Annotated in this window: 20 protein-coding genes, 1 pseudogene and 1 other annotated feature; of the genes and pseudogenes, 6 read left to right on the forward strand and 15 right to left on the reverse strand. The window is 62.8% G+C overall.

Annotated features, from left to right (window positions below):
- Window positions 1-16: 16 nt before the first annotated feature.
- From mukE to ACW5W7_RS11265, 4 genes are all read right to left on the reverse strand, one after another.
- A complete protein-coding gene (gene mukE, locus ACW5W7_RS11250; RefSeq protein ID WP_349917639.1) occupies window positions 17-754 on the reverse strand; it encodes a chromosome partition protein MukE in 738 nt (245 codons plus the stop codon).
- Window positions 735-2,054 (reverse strand): chromosome partition protein MukF, encoded by a 1,320-nt coding sequence (gene mukF / locus ACW5W7_RS11255; protein WP_349917640.1) that lies wholly within the window; start codon window positions 2,052-2,054, stop codon window positions 735-737. The genes mukE and mukF overlap by 20 nt, the downstream gene beginning before the upstream one ends.
- A 138-nt stretch (window positions 2,055-2,192) precedes the next feature.
- Window positions 2,193-2,969 (reverse strand): tRNA uridine 5-oxyacetic acid(34) methyltransferase CmoM, encoded by a 777-nt coding sequence (gene cmoM, locus ACW5W7_RS11260; protein WP_456501757.1) that lies wholly within the window; start codon window positions 2,967-2,969, stop codon window positions 2,193-2,195.
- 265 nt (window positions 2,970-3,234) lie between these two features.
- Entirely contained in the window at window positions 3,235-4,101 is an 867-nt protein-coding gene (locus ACW5W7_RS11265; protein ID WP_456501758.1) for a pirin family protein, read from the reverse strand.
- Window positions 4,102-4,210: 109 nt separating this feature from the next.
- Between ACW5W7_RS11265 and ACW5W7_RS11270 the strand changes: the two genes are divergently transcribed.
- Entirely contained in the window at window positions 4,211-5,119 is a 909-nt protein-coding gene (locus ACW5W7_RS11270) for a LysR family transcriptional regulator (RefSeq protein ID WP_456501759.1), read from the forward strand.
- 154 nt (window positions 5,120-5,273) lie between these two features.
- On the opposite strand, the gene ACW5W7_RS11275 is transcribed toward ACW5W7_RS11270, so the two are convergent.
- The 4 genes from ACW5W7_RS11275 to ACW5W7_RS11290 form a co-directional block, all read right to left on the reverse strand.
- The gene (locus ACW5W7_RS11275; RefSeq protein ID WP_349917646.1) at window positions 5,274-5,603 is read right to left on the reverse strand and encodes a YbaB/EbfC family nucleoid-associated protein; all 330 of its coding nucleotides are present in this window, start codon (window positions 5,601-5,603) and stop codon (window positions 5,274-5,276) included.
- 124 nt (window positions 5,604-5,727) lie between these two features.
- Window positions 5,728-8,307, reverse strand: coding sequence for a DNA polymerase III subunit gamma/tau (gene dnaX / locus ACW5W7_RS11280; RefSeq protein ID WP_456501760.1), 2,580 nt, complete (start codon window positions 8,305-8,307; stop codon window positions 5,728-5,730).
- Window positions 8,308-8,488: 181 nt separating this feature from the next.
- Window positions 8,489-9,034: an adenine phosphoribosyltransferase gene (gene apt / locus ACW5W7_RS11285; protein WP_434662368.1), complete on the reverse strand. Its 546-nt coding sequence runs from the start codon at window positions 9,032-9,034 to the stop codon at window positions 8,489-8,491.
- Window positions 9,035-9,165: 131 nt separating this feature from the next.
- The gene (locus tag ACW5W7_RS11290) at window positions 9,166-9,543 is read right to left on the reverse strand and encodes a YbaN family protein (protein WP_349917650.1); all 378 of its coding nucleotides are present in this window, start codon (window positions 9,541-9,543) and stop codon (window positions 9,166-9,168) included.
- 208 nt (window positions 9,544-9,751) lie between these two features.
- Between ACW5W7_RS11290 and dusC the strand changes: the two genes are divergently transcribed.
- Entirely contained in the window at window positions 9,752-10,696 is a 945-nt protein-coding gene (gene dusC / locus ACW5W7_RS11295; RefSeq protein ID WP_456501761.1) for a tRNA dihydrouridine(16) synthase DusC, read from the forward strand.
- A gap of 98 nt (window positions 10,697-10,794) precedes the next feature.
- Window positions 10,795-11,163, forward strand: coding sequence for a TraR/DksA family transcriptional regulator (locus tag ACW5W7_RS11300; protein WP_456501762.1), 369 nt, complete (start codon window positions 10,795-10,797; stop codon window positions 11,161-11,163).
- Between the two features lie 204 nt (window positions 11,164-11,367).
- Here the strand turns inward: ACW5W7_RS11300 and rnd are convergent, their stop codons facing one another.
- The 7 genes and pseudogenes from rnd to ACW5W7_RS11335 form a co-directional block, all read right to left on the reverse strand.
- Window positions 11,368-12,480 (reverse strand): ribonuclease D, encoded by a 1,113-nt coding sequence (gene rnd / locus ACW5W7_RS11305; RefSeq protein WP_456501763.1) that lies wholly within the window; start codon window positions 12,478-12,480, stop codon window positions 11,368-11,370.
- 103 nt (window positions 12,481-12,583) lie between these two features.
- The gene (gene fadD / locus ACW5W7_RS11310; RefSeq protein ID WP_349922463.1) at window positions 12,584-14,260 is read right to left on the reverse strand and encodes a long-chain-fatty-acid--CoA ligase FadD; all 1,677 of its coding nucleotides are present in this window, start codon (window positions 14,258-14,260) and stop codon (window positions 12,584-12,586) included.
- 197 nt (window positions 14,261-14,457) lie between these two features.
- Window positions 14,458-15,310, reverse strand: a pseudogene (locus tag ACW5W7_RS11315) (alpha/beta fold hydrolase).
- Window positions 15,310-15,831, reverse strand: coding sequence for a Slp family lipoprotein (locus ACW5W7_RS11320; RefSeq protein WP_349917660.1), 522 nt, complete (start codon window positions 15,829-15,831; stop codon window positions 15,310-15,312). The pseudogene ACW5W7_RS11315 and the gene ACW5W7_RS11320 overlap by 1 nt, the downstream one beginning before the upstream one ends.
- A 104-nt stretch (window positions 15,832-15,935) precedes the next feature.
- Window positions 15,936-16,649, reverse strand: a complete 714-nt coding sequence (gene tsaB, locus ACW5W7_RS11325; protein ID WP_456501764.1) for a tRNA (adenosine(37)-N6)-threonylcarbamoyltransferase complex dimerization subunit type 1 TsaB — start codon at window positions 16,647-16,649, stop codon at window positions 15,936-15,938.
- Between the two features lie 189 nt (window positions 16,650-16,838).
- Window positions 16,839-18,746 carry an ATP-dependent DNA helicase gene (locus tag ACW5W7_RS11330; RefSeq protein WP_456501765.1) on the reverse strand — a complete coding sequence of 636 codons (1,908 nt, stop codon included), beginning with the start codon at window positions 18,744-18,746 and terminating at the stop codon, window positions 16,839-16,841.
- 116 nt (window positions 18,747-18,862) lie between these two features.
- Complete coding sequence (locus ACW5W7_RS11335) at window positions 18,863-19,114, reverse strand: hypothetical protein (RefSeq protein WP_456501766.1); 252 nt, start codon at window positions 19,112-19,114, stop codon at window positions 18,863-18,865.
- Between the two features lie 185 nt (window positions 19,115-19,299).
- Window positions 19,300-19,428 (forward strand) — a sequence feature (His leader region).
- A 24-nt stretch (window positions 19,429-19,452) separates the two neighbouring features.
- On the opposite strand from ACW5W7_RS11335, the gene hisG reads away from it, so the two are divergent.
- The 3 genes from hisG to hisC all read left to right on the forward strand — a co-directional run bounded on the left by hisG (window position 19,453) and on the right by hisC (window position 22,844).
- Window positions 19,453-20,349, forward strand: a complete 897-nt coding sequence (gene hisG, locus ACW5W7_RS11340) for an ATP phosphoribosyltransferase (RefSeq protein WP_349917667.1) — start codon at window positions 19,453-19,455, stop codon at window positions 20,347-20,349.
- A 10-nt stretch (window positions 20,350-20,359) separates the two neighbouring features.
- The gene (gene hisD, locus ACW5W7_RS11345; protein WP_456501767.1) at window positions 20,360-21,658 is read left to right on the forward strand and encodes a histidinol dehydrogenase; all 1,299 of its coding nucleotides are present in this window, start codon (window positions 20,360-20,362) and stop codon (window positions 21,656-21,658) included.
- Window positions 21,659-21,740: 82 nt separating this feature from the next.
- Window positions 21,741-22,844 (forward strand): histidinol-phosphate transaminase, encoded by a 1,104-nt coding sequence (gene hisC / locus ACW5W7_RS11350; RefSeq protein ID WP_456501768.1) that lies wholly within the window; start codon window positions 21,741-21,743, stop codon window positions 22,842-22,844.
- The last annotated feature ends 8 nt before the right edge of the window (window positions 22,845-22,852 follow it).

Genomic DNA, 22,852 nt, shown 5'->3' on the forward strand with positions numbered 1-22,852 from the left:
CGTCGGGGCCAAAAATTTAACGTTGCAGATCATCTTCCACCTCCAGCTCCAGCTGCTCTTCGTCCAGATCCGATTCGATGTCCTCGAACAGGGAATCGCTGCTCGGCATCTCGTCGTCGTGGAAGATGGCTTCCCCTTCCTGGATCATCCGCAGTTGCACGGCGCGGGGATCCTCGTCGGAGCGCACATCGGCGGCAAAGCGGAACACGGACTCGTTGACCCGGAACTTGTCGCCGTTGCCAAGGGCCGTGATCATCCCCAAACGCCGCAGGCGGCGCATGGAGGTGCGGATCTTCTCCAAGAGCTTCTTCTTGTCCAGATCCGTGCCGCCGGAGCGGCTGTTGACCATGCGCAGCAGCTGCTTCTCGTCGGCAAGGCTCAGTACCTCTTCTTGCAGCTCGCTGGTGGCAAACACCCCTTCCGAGGCGAGCCGGTCCGGGCTCAGGTAGAGGTAGCAAAGTACCTTGCCCACCAGCATGTCGAGCTCGGACAAAACTGTGGTGCCGATGTCGGCGCTCGGGCGCGGACGCAGGTAGAAGAAGCCTTCCGGCGCCTTGATGAGCTCGACCTGATAACGGCCGTAGAAGATCTCCAGCTCGCCGTGATACTCCACCAGCGCAGAGTGGGGTTCGAAATCGTCGGCACTGATGTGGCGGCCGGCGCGCAGGGCGGTGTCGATGCGCGGAAACAAGGGGTTGGCGATGGCCTCGGCGAGGCGCAGCGGCAGAGGAAACTCAGTATTGATCGATGACATAGGCCTGAACCTTGGATCCTGCTTGGTTGATGGGTTTCCATGCGGGTTGACGGTGCAGCTCGCGCTCACCGCTGGCATGGCCGAGACGCACCGCCTGATCGATCAGGAGGCGCGCCACATCGAAGTGGGCATGGGCCGGGTAGTCCAGCAGGTATTCGCGCAACACGTCGGCCAAATCCAGCTGGGACTCGCTCTCGGGATAGCGGGCGAGGTAGCGCTCGATGCGCTCCGCCAGCTCCTGGTTGATGTCCACCATCTCCAGATACTCCATCTCGAGGGGCACCTCGCCGGTCACCTCCTCGTCATGGATGGCGATGGTTTCATCGCGCAGCTCCAGCAGACGGGGCTCTTCGGCCACCCTGAGCAGCCAGTTGTGCTGCTCGAAGTTGCGGATGGACTCGCGCAGCCGCTGGCTGAAGGCGCGGTTCTTGTCCATGTCGATGGCGTTGCGGATGAACTTGTGGACGTGCCGATCATACCGGGACCAGAGCTCGATGCACTGCTGCCCCCAGGAGGTGATGACATCCAGACGCCCCTGCAGGGCATGGGTCAGCTCCTCGACGTGGAACAGATCGTCACGGCCCTGCGCCGCCTCCTGAATGTTGAGCAGCCCGGCCTGCAGGCGATGGCCGGCAGCGTCCAGGGTATCTTGCAGCTCGCGCAGGGTCTGGCCGGTTTCGTGGAGCAGCTTCTCACAGCTGTGGATGGCATCGACCCAGTTCTGGGTCAGCAGGGCCGCAATCTCGCTCTTGACCTGGTTTTGCTGCTCATCCATGGCGCGCTGGGTGAGATCGATGCGCCCAAGCGTCTCTTCCAGGGAGAAACTGAGGCGGGGTAGCACTTCGGCGTCCCACTGCTCCCGGGTGTCCAGCTCCAGCGCCGCCTTGCGGGCGGTGTCGAGCTCGGCGGCCAGGTGCTCCAGCAGGATGGAGAGCTTGATGGAATCGACCTGACGGCTCTCCAGGAAGAAATCGACGATGCCGACGCCGAGGCGCGACAGGCGATAGAGACTCTCCCCCGCCACCATGTCGGTGGTGAAGCGCGACAGCAGCTGCTGGCGAATGAGGTCGTTGATGGCGTTGTTGGCGCGACCGCTCAGGGTCTCGTCCATCTGGCCAAAGGCGCTGCTGACATAACCGAAGGCGTCGTGCAGCGCGGCCTCCGAGAGATCGGACTCCTCTTCGGAGAGGGTCTTGATCGCAATCAGAAAGGCCAGCCGATCGGTGGGCAGGTTCAAGGCCAGACCCTCCTGTCTGACCCATCCTACCGTCTCGGGCAGGGTACGGGATGTACTCATCATGACGTTATCATCTCGTTGTTATGGCTGGCGGGCCGACGCACACCTCATGTGCGCGTCACGTCCGCCGTGGTGGTACAGACCGGGGTCACTGTGCCCCGGCGATAATATCCCGCAAAAAGAGTGCCGGTGACGCCGTATTCAGCCAGCCGGTTTCTGGGCCATCACATGGATGTAGCGCCCAAGGGAGACAAAGGGTTCCTGTCGACAATAGTGCTGCTCCATGGCCAGCAGATCATCGAACTTCTCGTGCTGATCCTGCTTGTGGCGCATGTAGTCGTGGATGACGCGCACCCCGGTCTTGCCGATGATCTTGAGCCCCCCTCGTCCGATCCAGTCATATACCTGTTCGGGCAGCTGCGGATTGGTGGGGGTCAGTGCGGTCTGGCGCTTCTTGTTCAGCCCCTGGCGCACATAGTCAAAGTTGCCCACCACCAGGCTCTGGAACAGCAAGCCGTGGCGGTTATAGAAAAGCAGCGACAGTATGCCCCCTGCATTGACGAAAGGGAACAGACCGAGCAGGGTCTGGCGCGGCTCGGCGAGCCACTCCAGCACGGCGTGGCAGAGCACGAGATCAAAGGTGCCGCTCACATGGGACTTGAGCTCCTGGATGGGGCAATGGATGAGACGAATTCTGTCTTCCAGCCCCTGCAGGGCGATCTGGGTCCGGGCCAGATCCAGCATCTCGGCCGAAAGATCGCACAGCTCCACCCGATGGCCCATGGCCGCCAGCTTCTGGGCGAAGTAGCCAAACCCGCCGCCCGCATCCAGGATGCGCAGGGGTCGGTTGCCAAGCCGGGCCAGACAGGCCTCGATGTCGCTCCACACCACAGTGGTGCGGATGCGCCCCTTGGTGGAGTCATAAATGTTGCGGGCGAACTTGTCGGCCCGCCCGTCGAAACTCTGATCTTGCTTCAAGAGAGCACTCGTCTTCTGCCACCCTGCCGTTGGCTCGCCAGCTGGGCGCACGCAAGGGGATGCCGGGAAAAAAGAGGGCTATTTTGTCACATCCCGGATCCGCAGAAAATGCCGATGTTTCCCAAACTTGCCCGGGGTTCACCTATCGACTCGGCGTCCATGGCGGGGGCTGGGTGAAAAAGCGGCGTTTCATGGCACAGGGAGAGCGATGACCAACCCGGTACCTGAGGTACCGGGTTGCGAAAGGGTGAGAGATGGTCGGGGATTACTGGGGGATCTGGGCGAATCGCCCGCTGTTGAAGTCATCGATGGCCTGCACGATCTCGGCCTCGGTGTTCATCACGAAGGGGCCATAGCCGACGATGGGCTCATCGATGGGTTCACCGCTCAGCAGCAACAGTACGGCGTCCTCACTGGCCTCTATCTGCACCTGGTTGCCACTGGGCTCCAGCAGCACCAGCTGCGCCTCCCCCGCCTCCTCCAGGCCATTGAACCGCACCCGCCCCTTGAGCACGACCAGGGCGCTGTTCCAGCCATCCACCAACGGCAGCAGGGTACTGGCACCGCCGTTCAATCGCAGATCCCAGACATTCATGGGGGTAAAGGTACGTGCCGGCCCCGTCTGCCCTGCCAGCTCGCCGGCGATGATGCGCACCACCCCGGCCTCGTCTGCGAGGGAATGCACCGGTATGCTGTCGCTGCCGATGGCCTGATAGCCGGGGGACGACATCTTCTCTCTGGCGGGCAGATTGACCCAGAGCTGCACCATGTCGAGGATGCCCCCCTGCTGGCTGAACCCCTCGGCGTGGAACTCGTCGTGCATGATGCCGGACGCCGCCGTCATCCACTGCACATCCCCGGGGCCGATGATCCCGCCCTGCCCGGTGGAATCGCGGTGGGCCACCTCCCCCTTGTAGACGATGGTGACCGTCTCGAAGCCCCGATGCGGATGTTCACCCACCCCCCGTGGTGACGGGGACGGGGCAAACTCCATGGGGCCCGCCCTGTCGAGCAACAGGAAGGGGCTCATGGCCTTGCCATGGCTCTGGTAGGAGAACAGGGAACGCACCGGGAAGCCGTCGCCAACCCAGTGGGGACGCGGTGCACTGTAGATACCGATGACGCTTTTCATGGTCCACTCCAATACGATGATGATGCTTGGGATCATTATGTGGATGGAACGACCACGGCGGTAGGCGTAAGATCAGGCCTCAGCGTCCTATATGGTGAACGATGAAGTCATGACTCCCGATCTCAACGACCTCTATTACTACGTCCAGGTGGTGGACAACGGCGGCTTTGCCCAGGCAGGTCGGGCCCTTGGCATCCCCAAATCCAAACTCAGCCGCCGCATCGCCCTGCTGGAGGAGCGGCTGGGGGTACGTCTCATCCAGCGCTCCAGCCGCAGTTTTCAGGTCACCGAGCTGGGGCTGGCCTATCTGGCCCGCTGCCGGGCCATGCTGGTGGAGGCCGAGGCCGCCCAGTCTCTCATCGACTCGACCCGCACCGAACCTTGCGGCGTGGTGCGCCTCTCCTGCCCCATCGATCTGCTCCATACCAAGGTGAGCAAGCTACTGGTGGCCTTCGCCCTCCAATACCCCAGGATCAGCGTGCAGCTTGTCGGAGTGAACCGGGCGGTGGATCTGGTGAGCGAGGGGCTGGATGTCGCCATCAGGGTGAGACCCCTCCCGCTGGAGGACAGCGAGCTGGCCATGCGGGTGCTGGGGTATGCGAACCAGTGCCTGCTCGCGAGCCCCGCCCTGCTGGCCCGCCATGGCGAGCCCGGGGGACCGGCGGATCTGCTGGGTTGGCCAAGCCTTGGTCATGGCAGCACCATGGAGGGGCATCGCTGGCAACTGCTGGGACCGGAGGGGGCCGAGGTACGACAGCATCACAGCCCCCGCTTCGTCACGACCGACATGCAGGGGTTGCGGCAGGCGGCCATCGAGGGGCTAGGCGTCGTCCAGCTTCCCGTCATGATGGTGCAGGAGGCGCTCGACAATGGCAGCTTGCGGCATCTGCTGCCCGGCTGGGCGCCGCACCAGGAGGTGATCCACGCGGTCTTCCCCAGCCGGCGAGGCCTGCTGCCTTCGGTGCGGGCCCTGATCGATCACCTCGCCCTGGGGTTCGCCCCCATGGCGAAGTCGTGAGCCGGGACGGCCCCATGACTCGGCGCCCTGCCCCGTGCCTGCCGCTGGCAGGGCACCCGCCGAGCGTCGGCTCGCTAGAAAAACCGGAAACAAAAAGGCCGAAGCAGGGCTCCGGCCTTTTCAGAAGCGGGCACCCGGGTGCCCGTCTCATGCCTTAGAACGGCAGCTTCATGCCCGGGGGCAGTTGCATGCCACCGGTCAGCTCGCCCATCTTGGCCTTGTTCTGCTCTTCAACCCGGCGCACGGCGTCATTGACGGCAGCCGCAACCAGATCCTCGATCATCTCTTTGTCATCGTCCATCAGGCTGGGATCGATCTCGATGCGGCGCACGCTGTGGCTGCCGGCCATGGTGACCTTGACCATGCCAGCACCGGCTTCACCGACTACTTCCATCTGGGCAAGCTGCTCTTGCATCTTCTGCATGCGCTCTTGCATCTGTTGGGCCTGTTTCATCAGGTTACCCATTCCACCTTTACCAAACATAGGTCGTCTCTCGTCTTGAAATCCGGCATGCGCGCCGGGCTGTGGGCTCGTTCTACCCCAGATGGGGGCAGCCAACGGGTTTTTCAACCGGGAGCAGCTCCCGGTCTCCATTCATCAGTCACTCTCAACGGCTCAAGGGCTCGATGCTCTCGGGATGGAGCACGGCGCCAAAGCGCTGCTGCAGAAATTGTACATGGGGATCCTCGGCCAAGTCCCGGCTCACCTGCTCACGGACCCCGAGGTAGAGGCGGTGCTCTATCTCAAGGGGGGTTTCCCGGGCGGGATCCGTGCCAAGGGTCACCTCCACCTGCACCGTCCCCCCCAGTTCGGGGCCGATGATCTCGGCCAGATCGGCGCGGGCCCGATCGCTCACCAGGTGGCGCTGCTCGGGCTTGAGGGTGAGCAGCACCCTGTCTCCCTGCTGGCTCATCACCGAGTTGATGGCGAGCTGCCGCAGGCGCCCGCCCACACCGGTGCGGGCAATCAGCTCGGCCCAAGGGTCACCACAGTTGACCAGCAAGGAAGAGGGAACGAGCCTTGGCACTTCCCCCTCCTCTTCCGGCTGGCTCTCGCCTTCCAGTTCATCCCAGTCGATGGTCTCCATCAGGGGAACCGGCGGCACGTCATCTTGCACGGGGGCAGGCATGGGCGCCGCAGACGGGGCCGTGGCTGCAGGTACCTGGGCCACCGCAGGCGCTACCCCGTCCAGATCCCAGGGCGGCAGATCGTCCGGCGCGGGTCGTGCCATGGCGGGGGTCGGCGCGGTAGCGCGAGGGGCCGCAGTGGCTTGCGGTGCGGGGGCACTGGCAAGGGTATCGCCAAAGCCCTGACTCAGATACTCCTCATAATCGCTGCCGCTCTCCTCGTAGGCATCGAGGGGGGGCAGATCGTCATAGCTGGTCGCTGGCTGAACCGGGGCACCCATCGCACGGGGGGCGGTTGCCGGCACCTGTGAGAGTGCCTGGGCTTGCACCGCAGCCGGCTGAGCCGCCGCAGATTGGGGCGCCACAGATTGGGGCGCCACAGATTGTGCCGCCGCGACCGGCTTGTTCGGCGCCGTTCTTTGCGCTGCCGCCGGGGTGGCGGCGTCGCTGCGCAGACGGCTTCGCAGCAAGTTGCGCTTGCCAAGCAAGCTCTGCATGCTGGACGCGGCGGATGGCTCGGCTTGCTCGGCTTGCTCGGCGGGTATCGCCTCTGGCGTGGCGATGGTATCAACCGGTTCAGGTGCCATGGCACCGGTCTGGGCGACCACGGGCAGATCCGCCTCGGCAGCTGGGGGAGACACAGTTTCCGGCTGCGCATAGCCCATCTGGTGAGCGGCTTGCAGCAGCTCCTCCTGCTCGGCAAAGAGCGGCGTCAGCGTGTCATCCCCATCGACATCTTGGCCGGTTCCCGCTTCAGCCGACGTGTCTGACGTCCTCTCGGCATTCCCATGCGGGCGGACGTTTGCTGTTGCCGACTCTGAGATGGCCGTTGCCGGCTCGGGATCGACCGATGCGACGGGGGCTGGCTCAGCCCCGCGGGGCTTTCCCAGGGTGGCGGGTGCCGCCCCCCCGGCCACCGGCATGGCCTGCATGGAAACAGGGACGGCGCTCAAGCTTGCGGGATGCAGGGCATCGCGGCGCGGGGAGAAGGCCAGCATGCGCAGGCAGGTCATCTCCAGTGCGGTGCGTCCGTCCGGTGCCCAGGGCAGGTCTTTGCGCCCCCCCAGCACGATTTGATAGCAAAGCTGCACCTCTTCCGGGCTCATCGCCTGGGCAAGCTGCAGCAGGGCATCGGCATCCGCCCCCTGCTCCTGCACACTGGCAGGGAGCAGCTGCGCCATGGCGACCCGGTGCAGCAAGGCTTCCAGCTCGGCATGCAATTGATCGAAATCCGGTCCCAGGGTGGCAATCTCGGTGATCTTGGCCATGGTCGCCGGGGCGTCCTGGCGCAAGATGGCTTCCAGCAGCTGATGCAGGTGATGGTGATCGAGCGTCCCCAGCATGGTGAGCACGTCGCCCAGCCGCACGCTGCCATTGCCGTGGGCCAGGGCCTGATCCGTGAGGCTCAGGGCATCGCGCATGCTGCCATCCGCCGCCTTGGCGAGCGCCAGCAGAGCGCGGGGTTCAAATGGCTGCCCCTCCTGATCCAATACCCACTCCAGCTGTTTGGCGATCTGGCTCTGATCCAGGCTCTTCAGGTGGAACTGAAGGCAACGGGAGAGGATGGTGATGGGCAGCTTCTGCGGATCCGTGGTGGCCAGCAGGAACTTCACATAGGGAGGCGGCTCTTCCAGGGTTTTGAGCAAGGCGTTGAAACTGTGACGCGACAACATGTGTACCTCATCGATGAGGTAGACCTTGAAGCGGCCACGGGCGGGTCTGTACTGGACGTTGTCCAGCAGCTCCCGGGTATCTTCCACCTTGGTGCGGGACGCCGCGTCGATCTCCAGCAGATCGACGAAGTTGCCCTGATCGATCTCCCGGCAGGTATCGCAGACGCCACACGGGTGGCTGCTGATCCCCTGCTCGCAGTTGAGACTCTTGGCCAGGATGCGGGCAATGGTGGTCTTGCCGACCCCGCGGGTGCCGCTCAACAGATAGGCGTGATGCAGCCGTCCCTGATCCAGGGCATTGGTCAAGGCGGTCAGCACATGCTGCTGGCCAACCACTTGTTCAAACGTATGGGGGCGCCATTTACGCGCCAGAACCTGATAGCTCATAGATCTCGATGCTGGAAAACGAGGCATTGAGCCGGATGCTAACACAAATGCGGGGCTGGCTGTATGGGGGATGAGGCGCCCGGGAAGGGATCGCTTCATTTTCAAACCGATGCCGGGACAGCATGGGCCAAAACGCAAACAGGCAGGCTGATGAGGCCTGCCTGTCGGTCACATCGGCGGCTTATTCCCCGGCGAGTTCGACCAGGGAGACCACCTTGACGCCTGCTGCGGTCAGGCGGGCATCGCCCCCCAGGGACGGCAGGGAGATGATGAAGGCCGCATCGGCCACTTCACCACCGGCGCGGCGGATGAGCTTGACGGTGGCATCGACGGTGCCGCCGGTGGCCAGCAGATCGTCAACGACCAGCACCTTGTCACCGGGGACGATGGCATCGGTGTGCAGTTGCAGGGTATCGGTACCGTATTCGAGAGCATAGGACTCCTCGATGACGGCGCGGGGCAGTTTGCCTGGCTTGCGCACCGGCACGAAGCCCAGACCCATGGCGAAGGCGACGGGGGCGCCGAAGATGAAGCCGCGAGCCTCGGTGCCGACGATCTTGGTGATCCCTTGATCACGATAGTGATTGGCCAGCAGATCAATGGTGGCCTTGAAGGCCTCTGCGTTCTCGATCAGGCTGGTGATGTCGCGAAACAGGATGCCCGGCTTCGGGTAGTCGGGAATGGTCTTGATGCTCGCTTCGATAAACTTCAGGGTATCCGGATTCATTATTTGACCGCTTATTTTTTGAGCCCTGCTGTGGCGGTTTGTGTGAATGCCGCCTGGGGCAATAAAAAGGCCCGTCACGCAAAAATGACGGGCCGACTCCATAGCATTATTGCTGCAATAGCTTAGGGATTTCACTTCTCCATTGCAACTGGCGCCAGCACCGGCAGACGCATTAACCAGGTGAGCAGGATCACCATAATGGCAACCAGCAAGAGCCGAACCCAGGGCATGGGGACCACCCAGAGCGATACCCCGAAGGAGATCAGGATGAAGATGATGGCCCGACGTCTGGCATGGCGACGAATGCCGCGATATTGCTGCCAATCGGCAATGGGGGGGCCAAACCAGGGGTGCGCCAGCAACCAGGCGTGAAAACGGGGGGATGAGCGGGCAAACAGCGCCGCCGCCAGCAACATGAAGGGGGTGGTCGGCAGCAGGGGCAGAACGATCCCGACAATCCCCGTGGCAAAGGCCAACCAGCCAAGGGCCATCAAACACCAACGCTTCATTCAGACTCCGATTCAATACATCTTTCCCTAGCCTAGCAGACTTGCCCAAGGCACCGACAGCGCCGCGAGCGGCCCGGCGTCTGTCCGCCCGTTATCTGAGCGCCTCCCGGCATCGCCCCATTTTACTTGCGAAACGACGCTGACAGCGCCCCCCAATACCTCTACAATCTGCCCTCTTTTTGACTCCTTCACCCTGGCGGAAGCTGTTATGCGCGTTATTTTGGCCCCCATGCAGGGGGTGCTGGACCACCTGATGCGGGAGGTACTCACCTCTGTCAACGATTACGACCTCTGTGTCAGCGAATTCATCCGCGTCGTCGATCAGTTGCTGCCCGCCAAGGTATTCCATCGCCTCTGTCCCGAGCTGCGCCAGGACGGCAAGACCCGCGCCGGCACCCCGGTACGGGTACAACTGCTGGGACAACACCCCGAGTGGCTGGCCGAGAACGCGCTGCGCGCCATCGAACTTGGCTCCCCCGGGGTGGATCTCAACTTCGGCTGCCCCGCCCCCACGGTCAACAAGAGCAAGGGAGGGGCCGTGCTGCTCAAGGAGCCCGAGACCATCTATCGGATCGTCAAGGCGGTGCGTGAAGCGGTGCCCGCCCATCTGCCGGTCAGCGCCAAGATACGCCTCGGTTACGATGACAAGGCCCTCTATCTGGACAACGCCCAGGCGGTCTATCAGGCCGGGGCCTGCGAGCTGGCGGTCCATGCCCGTACCAAGCAGGAAGGCTACAAGGCGCCGGCCCACTGGGAGTACGTGGACGCCATCCGCCGCGCCCTGCCCATTCCGGTGACCGCCAACGGGGAGATCTGGGATCGTGCCGATGCGCTCAGCTGCGCCCAGGTCTCCGGCTGCGAGTCCCTCATGGTGGGGCGCGGGGCCATCTCCCTGCCCAACCTCGCCAACGTGATGAAAACCGGCTGCGCCCACATGAGCTGGGCCGAGGTGCTGCAACTGATGGTGAGCTACACCGAGCAGGATCTGGCGAGCGAGAAGGCGGATTACTATCCCAGCCGGATCAAGCAGTGGTTCAGTTACCTAAAACGCGAATATCCTGAGGCTGACGACCTTTTCCGGGATATTCGTCTGCACAAGGAAACGGGACCTATTCGGGAAGCCTTGCTGCAAGCCGCAAAAACTGTGAGCTAACCGACTTTTACTTGACTCATGTCATCTCGACAATCCACACGTCTCCCTATACTGGCCGAGTTTTATAAACCGTATCTAAGGGGGCGAGTGTGTGTGACATGACACCAGCCCAGCTGGCCGAGTGGCGTGAGCGCTTGCAGGCAGACTGGGCGCAAGTGAGAGAAGAGCTGATTGCCGAACTGAAGGCCAACCGGCGCAGCGACTGGGCAGAGCAGATCGAGGGTTGTGAACGCGACCAGCTGGTGGATCTCATCACTCGCCTGCGGCTACCCAAGGTGGACTTGCTGATCGCCCGCCTCAAGCGCATCGATGCCGCCCTCTGCCAGATGGATCTCGACCTCTATGGTTTATGCTCCGATTGCGAGGAGCCACTGACCCTCGCCCAGCTGGCGCAAGATCCCAGCCTGCAACGCTGCCCGTCCTGCGAAACCCGCTACCGCAAAGGGTTCCACGCGCACGAACTATGAAGGGGGGACGCCCTGTGCCCCTCTCTGTTTGCCTAGCCCTCCCCGCCTCTTCCCGATAACGCCATCGCCCCTCATGGGGTAGCATCCCTGTCTGCCTGTTTTTACCGTGGCAGCATCTTTCTCTACCCGGCAGACTCGCCACCATAGAAAAGGGAAGCCATCGGCTTCCCCTCTTGTCATCTCGACTGTGTCAGCGGCCCGGCATCACTGGGCCAGCAGGTGGCCCACCAGTTCATGGCGCCAGCCCTGCAGCAGCATGGGCTTGTCGGCCCGGGCCCGCTCCTCGTCGCTCATGCGCCAGCTCCAGGTGAAGTACTGGTGAATGATCTTCTTGCTCGCCACCAGCTCGGGGGGAACATTGCTGGCCTTGGCCTTCTCTTCCACCATGCCCTTGATGCGCTTGAGCTCAGCCTTGTACTGGGGGTAATCCACCAGTCGGCGAATGGGCTCGGGCCAGCTCTCCGGCGCGCTCTGCTGGGCATTGGCGACGATATCCAGCATCCGCTTGCCGTGGATCTTGATCTCGATGGGGGCCAGCCCCAGCTCGTTGAGATCCCGCAGCGAAGCGGGTTTGCGCTCCGCCACCTTGAACAGGTGCAGCTCCTTGACCACGAAGTTCAGGGCCAGATCCCGGCGCACCGCCTCCTGCTGGCGCCAGGCGGCCAGTTCCCGCAGGATGGCGAGTTCCCGGCGCCCCAGCTGCCAGGCGTTGATAATCTCGAGATAAGCCTGACGGGGATCGCTGCTCTGGGTCTTGCGGGCGCAGTGGTTCTGGCACTCCTGTTCGAACCAGGCCTGCTTGCCGCTCTCTCGCAACTGGGCCATCACCTTGTCGTAGAGGGGCAGAAGATAGAAGACGTCGGCGGCCGCGTATTCGAGCTGACGGGCGGTCAATGGGCGGGCCAGCCAGTCGGTGCGCGCCTGATCCTTTTCAAGCTCCACCCCGAGGAACTCCTTCACCAGGGCGCCGAAGCCCACGGAGACGCCATGGCCGAGGAAGGCCGCCGCCAGCTGGGTGTCATGCATCAGGTTCGGCAGATGCCCCGCCTGATGCTGGATGAGTTCCAGATCCTCACCGGAGGCGTGCAGGATGGCGACCTGCCCTGCCTGGCCCAGACGTTGCCAGAGGCCGGACAAATCCAGGGTCAGGGGATCCAGCAGGGCCAGTTGATGACCGTCGTAGATCTGGAACAGACCGAGCTGGGGGTAGTAGGTACGGGTGCGAACGAATTCGGTATCGATGGCCAGCGGAACGTCTGCCAGGGCGGCGAGATACTGTTCCAGTTCGGCTTGCTGTGAAATGAGTTGATATTGCATCTTTACCTGCACCTTGGTCGAAGATAAGGGTCGAAGTCCGGAGCCCCAAAAAGAAAAAACCGTGGGTTGACCCACGGTTTTGCACGATATCGTGTCTTGCCCGTTACTGCTTCGCAATCTCCTCGTCGCGCAACACGCGGCGCAGGATCTTGCCCACATTGGTCTTGGGAAGTTCGTCACGAAATTCTACCAGTTTCGGTACCTTATAGGCAGTCAGATGTTTGCGGCAGTGGGCAATAATCTCATCCTCCCGCAGGCTTGCGTCTTTCTTGACCACGAAGATCTTCACCAGTTCGCCGGATACCTTGTGGGGCACGCCCACCGCCGCCACTTCCAGCACCTTGGGATTGAGGGCCACCACGTCTTCAATCTCGTTCGGATAGACATTGAAACCGGAGACCAGGATCATGTCCTTCTTGCGATCCACGATCTTGAAGAAGCCCTGATCGTCGCACACCGCGATGTCACCGGTGCAGAGCCAGCCATCCTGCATCACCTCGGCGGTGGCCTCCGGGCGCTGCCAGTAACCGGTCATCACCTGGGGTCCGCGTACCTGCATCTCCCCCGGCTTGCCGAGTTCGTGGATCACCTGGCCATCATCGTCCACCAGGCGAATGTCGGTGGAGCAGACCGGCAGACCGATGGAACCGTTGTAGTCCACCAGATCGTAGGGGCAGACGCTCACCAGGGGTGAGCACTCGGTCAGGCCATAGCCTTCCAGCAGCGGGGTCTTGGTCAGCCCCTTCCACTGCTCGGCCACCGCCCGCTGCACCGCCATGCCGCCGCCAATGGTGAGCTTGAGGCGAGAGAAGTCCATGGTCCGAAACTCGTCGTTGTTGACCAGGGCGTTGAACAGGGTGTTGACCCCGGTGATGCAGGTGAAGGGGTATTTCTTGATCTCTTTGACAAAGCCCGGGATGTCGCGGGGGTTGCTGATGAGCAGGTTGTAACCCCCGAGGCGCATGAACAGCAGGCAGTTCACGGTCAGGGCGAACACGTGGTAGAGCGGCAGCGCGGTCACCACGAACTCCTTGCCACGCTCCAGCACGGGGCCGTAGACGCCGAGGCACTGCTCGACGTTGGCAATCATGTTGCGGTGAGTCAGCATGGCCCCCTTGGAGAGGCCCGTGGTGCCACCGGTGTATTGCAGGAAGGCGATGTCCTGGTTGCTGATCTCCGGCTTGATGTACTGCAGGTAGCGCCCCTTGGCGAGGGCCTGGCGCATGGTGCTGGCGTGGGGCAGGTTGTATTTGGGGACCAGCTTCTTGACGTATTTCACCACGAAGTTGACCAGGGTCCCCTTGGCCAGTCCCAGGTTGTCCCCCATCCGGGTCAAGATCACGTGCTTGACCGGTGTGTTGTAGACCACCTTCTCCAGGGTATGGGCGAAGTTGGAGACGATGATGATGGCACGGGCGCCGGAGTCGTTGAGCTGATGTTCCAGCTCGCGCGGGGTGTAGAGCGGATTGACGTTCACCACCGTCATGCCGGCGCGCAGGATGCCGAACACGGCGATGGGATACTGGAGCAGGTTCGGCATCATCACCGCAACCCTGTCCCCTCTGGCCAGTTTCAGCTCGTTTTGCAGGTAGGCGGCAAAGGCGCGGGACTGCTCTTCCAGCCGGCGATAGGTGATGGTCTGCCCCATGTTGACGAAGGCGGGCTGATCGGCGAACTGGGTCACCGACTCTTCAAACATCTCGACCAGAGAGCCGTATTGGTCTGGATTGATCTCGGCGGGAACCCCGTTTGGATAACGCTTCAGCCAGACTTTTTCCACGAACTTCTCCTGCATAACTCGCACCTGTGCACTCACTGTGTTGCCTCCGTCCCTGTTCCACATCTTTTCAATCAGTTGTTTTAAGCTCAAGCTCTAACGTCGCCATAGTTACACAAGGCAACATCGATTAACAGCATATTAACAACGAGAAAGTGTGAGGGAGAAAGCAAACCTGAAAGGATTCAAAGCCGCCGATCCTACCGGATCTGGCAGAAACTTTCGATACAAACGGCGGTTTGCGCTGAATTATCCATATGAAAATGATGATTTCCTGCCACTACCGCCATTTCTATCTGCCTGAATGCCCCGGCCCGCTGTTGCCACTGTGTCTGCAAGGCAGCAAATCCCTGCTCGCCGCGGATGAAGAGCACGGGAGAGCGGATGGCGCGGATCAGCGCCCTGGCCTGCCCCTCGCTCATGCGCAGGGGCGAGAGATCCCGCAGGCGCGGATCACTGCGCCAGTGCCAGCGCCCCTCCCGCACCACGAGCTGGCGCTCGCAGATGAGGCGTGCGGCATCCACGCCGATATCCGCCACCTTGCAGCGAGCCGCCACCGCCTCCTCGACGGAAGCAAAGCCGGCCGCAGCCCGCTCCCGGGTGCGACCGCGGTTGAGGATGGCCCGGCGCAGTTGATCCGGCACCTCGTCGTCCGGCTGGCTGAGTGGCCCGATCCCTTCCAGCAGGATGAGCCGGCTCACCTGATCCGGGAAGACACCGGCATAGGCGCAGGCGATGAGTGCCCCCAGCGAGTGGCCCAGCAGCATGAACGGCGGCCAGCCAGCCGCCTGGACAATCTGATGAAGATCGTCCAGCCAGTCGACGAACACATAGGGGGTCGGCTTGTGATCCGAATGGCCGTGTCCCGGCAAGTCGATGCAGATCAGGTGAAACCCCTCGAGATGAGGGGCAAGGGGCAGGAAGGAGGCGGCGTTGTCGAGCCAGCCGTGCAGGGCGATCTGCAGGCTTGCCCTGCCGACCATTATCCAGCAGGGCAACCCGGCGGCCATTTGCCAGGGTGAGGCTGCGCGCTTGCAGCTGCGCCTGGCTCATCACCAGTAACGGTGGTAGGGCCGTCTCGGCCAGAAGGGATCATAGAAGGGGTCGTAGAAGTACGGATCCGCGTAGCGGATCTCCACCTCTTTGACCGGTGGCCACAGCTTGCTGGCGTTCACCTTGAGCACGGAGAAACGGTACTTGTGCTTGCCTATCTCGCTCTCCTCCGGTGACTCCAGGGTGCCGAGCACCGTCAGACTGCGGCCCTTGGCATAAAGGCCGGGATCCGCAAAGCCCTTCATGATGGCGAGGAAGCGCCCAGGGCTTTTCTCGGTCTGGGTGGGTACCCCGTTGCTTTTCAGCGGCAGGTAGACCACCTCGATGATGCTCTGATCCTGCTCGTTGTGTACCGCGGCGATCACCCCGCTCCAGCGGGCGGGCTTGCCGTTCATCCCCTCCAGGGCGGGCTGATAGGCCACCAGGGCACTCTCGGGTTCATAGGCCAGCTCCTTGGGCACGGAGCTGCAGGCACTGAGCAGCAGCCCCATCAGACCCAGCACTATCATGCGTTTCATCATTCGCTCTCCTTCATGCCGGGCCATGCCCGAATTGACTCTTCATGCCCGAGGTGGCAATCCCCCTTGCCGCAATAGATGTCGTGCCTCTGGGCGAGGCCCATTCATCACTCGCGACCGGGCAGCTTCTTCCAGGTGACCTTGTCACGCAGGTAGACAGGGGTCGCCTGCTCCACCGGCACCGCTTCACCCGCCAGCCAGGCCCGGCGTGCCAGCGGCAACATGTCGAGGGCCGCCGGGAAACGAACCTGCTGACTCGATACCTGTGTCTGCGCCAGGGTTCCCAGAGCCTCGCCATAGGTTTCAAAGCCGGTGCCGACCGCAAACCAGTTGCCCGCGAGCGCCCCGCTTGCCGTCAACTCACCCGCCAGCGCCAGGGGTTCGCTCACCACCTCGTCCCCCACCAGTACCATGCAATCTTCTTGCAGATCAAAGCGGCCGAAGTAAACCTCGTTCATCCGGGCATCGATGGCGCTGAGCACCTTGTCCACCCCCTCCAGGCGATGCACGCCCTGGGCCATGGCCGCCAGGGTGGAAATACCGATAAGCGGCACACCGGCCCCAAAGGCCAGCCCCTGAGCCACGCTGATCCCGATCCGCACCCCGGTGAAAGAGCCGGGGCCCCGGCCGAAGGCGATGGCATCGAGCTGATCCAACGATAAACCGGCCTCCTCTAACACAGCCTGAACCATGGGCAGAATTTTGCGGGTGTGATCCCGCGGCGCCTCTTCCCAGCGGGAGAACACCTTGTCCCCCACCAGCAGGGCGGCGGAGCAGGCTTCGGTGGCGGTATCAACGGCCAGGATCTTCAACTCATCCATTCTTTTTATGCTCTTCACATCAGTCAGTTAAGTCATCGGCAGGTCTCACCTGCCCTGTTCATGTTCGGCGAGGCGCCAGGCCCCTCGCGCCAATCCGGAGATCTGTCACCAACAGATCCGCCCTCGCCCCTCTTTTCTGCAACACGTTTCTGCAACACGCCAGAGCGGCGAGTTCGCCCCGTTCAAGCGTCAGCCGCGCTGGAAGAACGCCCCTACCCCGTTGAGATCGCGGGTACGCGGAATGACGGGCAGGCTCTTGATAAAGGTAGCGCCATAGGGCTTGTTGACCATGCGTGGATCACAGATGACCAGCACGCCGTGATCACTGCGATCACGGATGAGCCGTCCCACCCCCTGTTTCAAGGCGATCACCGCCTTGGGCAGCTGGATATCGGCAAAGGGATCGCCCCCCTTCAACTTGCAGTCGTCGACCCGCGCCTTGAGCAGGGGGTCATCAGGGCTCGCAAAAGGCAGCTTGTCGATGATAACACAGGACAAGGCGGCCCCTCGCACGTCTATCCCCTCCCAGAAACTGCTGGTGGCCACCAGCACGGCGCGTCCGTTCTCGACGAACGTCTTGAGCAGTCGCTGCTTGTTGTCTTCTCCCTGCAGCAAGACGGTGCGGCCTATCTCCCGACGCAGCACCTCCGCCACCTGGCGCATCACCTGGTGGCTGGTACAGAGGAAGAAACAGCCTCCCGGGGTCTTGTTGATGAGCGGGATCATCAAAGTCGCCAGCTGCTCACCCCGCCCGAAGGCATTGGGCTCGGGCAGATAGCGGGGCACGCAAAGGCGTGCCTGCTCGCCATAGTCAAACGGGCTGTCGAGGATCAGCTCGGCGCTGCCGGCCAGCCCCAGCTCGGTCTTGAAGTGATCGAAGCGCATATCCACCGTCAGGGTGGCAGAGGTAAAGACCCAGGCCACCTCGGGTCGCAGCACCTCGGCACCGAAGCGCTCGGCCACCGACAGCGGGGTGAGGCTCAAGGTAAAGTGCAGGCGCGAGCACTCATACCAGTAGGAGAAACCGCTCTGGTTGACGGCCAGCACCTCGCCCAAGCGAGTGCGCAGCTCGCTGATGCGCTCGAAGCAGTGATCGAGCTGCTCGCCCCGCCCGAGGGCAAGTTTGAGCACCTCGTAACACAAACCCAATGCATCGTTGAGGCGGGCCAGCGCCTGGGCCCACAGTGGCAGGCGCAGCATGTCGCGGGTATTGCCGCGTCCCCCGTCCACCCCGAAGGCCAGACGCAAGTCCTGGCTTGCGATGGCAAGCCGGTCCGCCGCCTTGCCAAGCTGGGCCATGTCATGGGCCTCGGCTCGATAGGCCAGCTGGATGTCTTGAGCCAGATCCTGGATGGTACGACTGCCCACCGACTTGCCGAAGTAGTTGGTGGCGATCTCGGGCAACTGGTGCGCCTCGTCGAACACATAGACCTGGGCCTCTGGCACCAGCTCGCCGAATCCTGTGTCTTTCACCGCCATATCGGCGAAGAAGAGGTGATGGTTGATCACCACCACCTGGGCTTCCATGGCCCTACGGCGGGCCACCACCAGGTGGCAGTCGTCATAATAGGGGCAGTCACGGCCGAGGCAGTTGTCGTTGGTACTGGTGACCTGGGGGAGGATCTCGGCGTTCTCCTGCAGCTCCGGAATATCCCCCACATCGCCAGTCAGGGTGGCGGTAGACCAGGATTTCACCTTGACCAGATCGCTCAATACTTCAGGCTTTTGCAGGTGGGATTCGCTGAGCAGGCGGTTCATCCGCTCGATGCAGAGATAATTGCTGCGTCCCTTGAGCAGGGCCACCGGCGGGGTATAGGCGAGCGCCTCGGTGATGGTGGGCAGATCCCGGTAGAACAGCTGCTCCTGCAGGTTCTTGGAGCCGGTGCTGATCACCACCCGCTTGCCGGATTCCAGCGCCGGCACCAGGTAGGCGTAAGTCTTGCCGGTCCCCGTTCCCGCCTCCACCAGCAGACGGCCGCCACTGTCGATGGCACTGGCCACCGCTTGTGCCATCTCCAGCTGGGGCGCACGGGCCTTGAAGCCATCGATATGACGGGCCAACGGGCCGTCAGGCTTGAACAGGGTCTGTATGGTCAAAGGGGAGTCCCGCGCAAAAGCGGGCATTATGCCAAACCTGAAGGCAAAGCGGGATCGCTAAATCTGGCCCCGCCCCTCTACACCACCAACCCGGGCCTGCGGTCGGCGTAACAGGATCAGACGAAGATATCAATCTTGTGCTCGGGATCGGGCTTGTGATCGTCATCTTTCGATGCCTTCTGATTACGACTTCCCTGGGAATGGGGAGCCTGCTCCGAGCGGCTGTCACCGCCCGCCCCTCCATCGGCGCTGGTCTTGCGCAGCTTGTGTTTCTGGCTTATCTCGGTCACCTCCCGCTTGATGTCATCGGGGCTCGGGGCCGCCGGTGCGCGCGGCAAGATGGGGAACAGCAGATCCTGGCTTGGCATGGGACGACTCCGACTGGGTTGATTGATTGGATATCGACCGATAAATCACTTTCTTGATTTTAATTCATCAAGTCACATTCTCGGGTTGCAATTTCCGTCAAGGTCGGTAATGTAAATCGGGCGTCATTTACGACATCTTTTTTGTAAAGGATTCAATACATGAAGTTCAGCCAACTGAAGACTCATCACCACCATCATCATCCCGAATAGTCTTTCAGGAGGTTGACTGCTGGAAGACACTTAACTGGTGACTTCCAAAAGGACCGCAAGATTCATAAACCCTCGGAAGCACACACTTCCGAGGGTTTTTTCGTTTTTGACTAGAAGGAAATCGAGCAATGGAAACACAACGTCTGCGCATCGCCATGCAAAAGTCCGGTCGCCTGAGCCAGGACTCCCAGGCCCTCTTCAAGAGCTGCGGCCTCAAGATCAACCTGCGGGAACAGCGCCTCATCGCCCATGTCGAGAACATGCCCATCGACATCCTGCGGGTGCGCGATGACGACATCCCCGGGTTGGTGATGGAAGGGGTGGTCGACCTTGGCATCATCGGCGAGAACGTGCTGGAAGAGGTGCAGCTCATCCGCGCCGCCCAGGGCCAGCCCTCGGCAGTCAAGGTGCTCAAACAGCTCGATTTCGGCGGCTGCCGCCTGTCGCTGGCCGTCCCCGATGACGTGGAATATCAGGGCCCGGCGAGCCTTGCCGGCAAGCGCATCGCCACCTCCTACCCCGGCCTGCTCAAACGCTTCTTCGACGAGCAGGGCCTTGGCTTCAAGAGCGTGATGCTGGGAGGCTCGGTGGAAGTCGCCCCCCGCGCAGGATTGGCTGACGCCATCTGCGATCTGGTCTCCACCGGCGCGACCCTGGAGGCCAACGGTCTGCGTGAAGTGGAAGTCATCTACCGCTCCAAGGCGGTGCTGGTGCAGGCCCCCAATCCCTTGAACGAGGCCAAGCAGAAGATCATCGACAAGCTGCTGCCCCGCATCCAGGGCATGCAGCAGGCGCGCGAAAGCAAGTACATCATGCTGCACGCCCCGAAAGAGAAACTCGATGCCATCACCTCCCTGCTGCCCGGCGCCGAGCGCCCTACCATCATGCAGCTCGCCGGTGACACCAACCAGGTGGCCCTGCACGTCGTCTCCAGCGAAACCCTGTTCTGGGAAACCATGGAACAGCTCAAGGCCCTGGGTGCCAGCTCCATCCTGGTGCTGCCCATCGAGAAGATGATGGAATAAGGAGAGCGCCATGCAGACCCTGATCTGGAAGACCCTCTCCCCCGCCCAGCAAGCCGACGTACTGACCCGGCCCGCCCTTGGCGACGAGGCGGATATCGGTGCCGTGGTGCAAGACATCATCGCCTCCGTCCGCAGCCGGGGAGATGCCGCCCTGCGTGAACTCAGCCAGCGTTTCGAACGTGCGCCCCGCGAGCAGTTGCGAGTGAGCGAGGCCGAGACGGATGCCGCCTGCGCGCGCCTCGGCGCTGACATCAAAGATGCCATCAACGCTGCCATCAACAACATTCGTACCTTCCACAGCGCCCAGAAGCAGCAGATTGTGCGGGTAGAGACCCAGCCCGGCGTCGTCTGTGAGCTGCGCAGCCAGCCCATCGGCCGGGTCGGCCTCTATGTGCCGGGGGGCAGTGCGCCGCTCCCCTCCACCGTGATGATGCTGGCCATTCCGGCTGCGATAGCCGGTTGCCGGGACGTGGTGCTCTGCACCCCGTCTCCCGCCAGCGACGAGATCCTGTTCGCCGCCCGCGCCTGCGGCGTCAAGCAGGTGTTTGCCATCGGCGGTGCCCAGGCCATCGCCGCCATGGCCTATGGCACCGAATCCATCCCGAAAGTGGACAAGATCTTCGGCCCGGGCAACGCCTATGTCACCGAGGCCAAGGGCCAGGTCTCCCGGGACTGGCGCGGTGCCGCCATCGACATGCCGGCCGGCCCCTCCGAGGTGCTGGTCATCGCCGACGACAGCGCCAACCCCGCCTTCGTGGCCTCCGACCTGCTCTCCCAGGCCGAGCACGGCCCGGACAGCCAGGTGGTGCTGGTCACCACCTCGCCCCGTCTGGCCGATGCCATCAGCGGCGAGATCAAGGCCCAGCTGGCCAGGCTCAGCCGCCGCGACATCGCGGCCAAGGCCCTCGGCGCCAGCCTGGTGATCCTGTGCGACGATGTGGACGAGGCCTGCACCATCTCCAACGCCTATGCCCCCGAGCACCTCATCGTACAGACCGAGGCGCCGCGGGATCTTCTGGACAGGCTGGAAAATGCCGGCTCCATCTTCCTCGGCCAATGGACGCCGGAATCCGTGGGAGATTACGCCAGCGGCACCAACCACACCCTGCCCACCTACGGCTATGCCCGCACCTGCTCGAGCCTGGGGCTCGCCGACTACCAGCGCCGCTACACGGTGCAGGAGCTGAGCGCGGAGGGGATCAAGGGGCTCGGCCCCATCGTCGAGCGCATCGCCGAGGCGGAAGGGCTCGATGCCCACAAGAATGCCGTTACCCTGAGGCTGAAGGCCCTGCAGCAGGGGCAGTCATGAAGATGACAGCCCCAGCGGGCCTCGCTGCCCGCCCAGACAGCACCGTCACCCTGAGACTCACAGCACTGCAGAAGGATTTGTCATGAGCATCGCCAATCTGGCTCGCCGCGTGGTGCGGGCCCTCACCCCTTATCAGTCTGCCCGCCGCATCGGCGGCAAGGGCCACGTCTGGCTCAACGCCAACGAGGCGCCCCTGGCCTATCCCTTCACCATCGAGGGCAGCCGCCTCAATCGCTACCCCGAGTGTCAGCCCGCGGAGGTCGTCAACAGCTATGCCGCCTATGCGGGGGTCAATCCGGATCAGGTACTGGTGAGCCGCGGCGCCGACGAGGCCATCGAGCTGCTCATTCGTACCTTCTGCGAGGCCGGTGAAGATCAGATCCTCATCTGCCCGCCCACCTACGGCATGTACGCCATCAGCGCCGAGACCTGCGGGGTCGGCATCGTCGAGCAACCCCTGACCGCCAGCCGCCAGCCGGACTGGCCCGCCATCCAGGATCGCCTCTCTGACGTGAAACTGGTGTTCCTCTGCTCCCCCAACAACCCCACCGGGGATCTGGTGGGCCGCAAGGGACTCGTCAAGCTGCTGGAGAAGGCCCAGGATCGCGCCATCATAGTGGTGGACGAGGCCTATATCGAATTCTGCCCCGAGGCTTCGGTGGTGGACCTCCTCGCCCGCTTCCCGAATCTGGTGGTGACCCGCACCCTCTCCAAGGCCTTTGCGCTCGCCGGGATCCGCTGCGGCTTCACCCTCGGCAATCCGGAAGTCATCGCCATGCTGGCCAAGGTGATCGCCCCCTACCCCATTCCCGACCCCATCGCCCAGATAGCGAGCCAGGCGCTTTCCTCCATCGGGCTGGAACTGATGCACGAGCGGGTACTGGAGCTCAACAGGCAAAAAGCCCTCATCAAGGCCGAGCTCGGCCGCCTGCCCTGCGTGCAGGAGATCTTCGAGGACAAGGGCAACTTCGTGCTGGTGCGTTTCAAGGATGGCGCCGCCGTCTTTGCCGCCATGAAGGCCGCCGGCATCATCCTGCGGGATTTTTCCAGCAAACCCGGGCTCGACAACAGCATTCGCATCACCATCGGTTATCAGGGAGAGATGGACGCCGTACTGGCCGTGCTGCGCACCCTGCCAAAGGACGCCAGCCTGACGGCCAGCAACCAGCCCGCCGCCAACGTATAAGGACGTAA

The sequence above is a fragment of the Aeromonas intestinalis genome (genome assembly GCF_054052485.1).

Excerpts from the sequence above, each read along its gene's own strand:
- ACW5W7_RS11270 (WP_456501759.1), top strand. The coding sequence starts at position 4,211 with ATGACTCCCGATCTCAACGACCTCTATTACTACGTCCAGGTGGTGGAC.
- tsaB (WP_456501764.1), bottom strand. The coding sequence starts at position 16,649 with ATGGATGAGTTGAAGATCCTGGCCGTTGATACCGCCACCGAAGCCTGC.
- ACW5W7_RS11300 (WP_456501762.1), top strand. The coding sequence starts at position 10,795 with ATGACACCAGCCCAGCTGGCCGAGTGGCGTGAGCGCTTGCAGGCAGAC.
- hisG (WP_349917667.1), top strand. The coding sequence starts at position 19,453 with ATGGAAACACAACGTCTGCGCATCGCCATGCAAAAGTCCGGTCGCCTG.
- ACW5W7_RS11275 (WP_349917646.1), bottom strand. The coding sequence starts at position 5,603 with ATGTTTGGTAAAGGTGGAATGGGTAACCTGATGAAACAGGCCCAACAG.
- ACW5W7_RS11320 (WP_349917660.1), bottom strand. The coding sequence starts at position 15,831 with ATGATGAAACGCATGATAGTGCTGGGTCTGATGGGGCTGCTGCTCAGT.
- rnd (WP_456501763.1), bottom strand. The coding sequence starts at position 12,480 with ATGCAATATCAACTCATTTCACAGCAAGCCGAACTGGAACAGTATCTC.
- dusC (WP_456501761.1), top strand. The coding sequence starts at position 9,752 with ATGCGCGTTATTTTGGCCCCCATGCAGGGGGTGCTGGACCACCTGATG.
- ACW5W7_RS11335 (WP_456501766.1), bottom strand. The coding sequence starts at position 19,114 with ATGCCAAGCCAGGATCTGCTGTTCCCCATCTTGCCGCGCGCACCGGCG.
- apt (WP_434662368.1), bottom strand. The coding sequence starts at position 9,034 with ATGAATCCGGATACCCTGAAGTTTATCGAAGCGAGCATCAAGACCATT.
- dnaX (WP_456501760.1), bottom strand. The coding sequence starts at position 8,307 with ATGAGCTATCAGGTTCTGGCGCGTAAATGGCGCCCCCATACGTTTGAA.
- mukF (WP_349917640.1), bottom strand. The coding sequence starts at position 2,054 with ATGATGAGTACATCCCGTACCCTGCCCGAGACGGTAGGATGGGTCAGA.
- ACW5W7_RS11265 (WP_456501758.1), bottom strand. The coding sequence starts at position 4,101 with ATGAAAAGCGTCATCGGTATCTACAGTGCACCGCGTCCCCACTGGGTT.
- ACW5W7_RS11290 (WP_349917650.1), bottom strand. The coding sequence starts at position 9,543 with ATGAAGCGTTGGTGTTTGATGGCCCTTGGCTGGTTGGCCTTTGCCACG.
- hisD (WP_456501767.1), top strand. The coding sequence starts at position 20,360 with ATGCAGACCCTGATCTGGAAGACCCTCTCCCCCGCCCAGCAAGCCGAC.
- hisC (WP_456501768.1), top strand. The coding sequence starts at position 21,741 with ATGAGCATCGCCAATCTGGCTCGCCGCGTGGTGCGGGCCCTCACCCCT.
- mukE (WP_349917639.1), bottom strand. The coding sequence starts at position 754 with ATGTCATCGATCAATACTGAGTTTCCTCTGCCGCTGCGCCTCGCCGAG.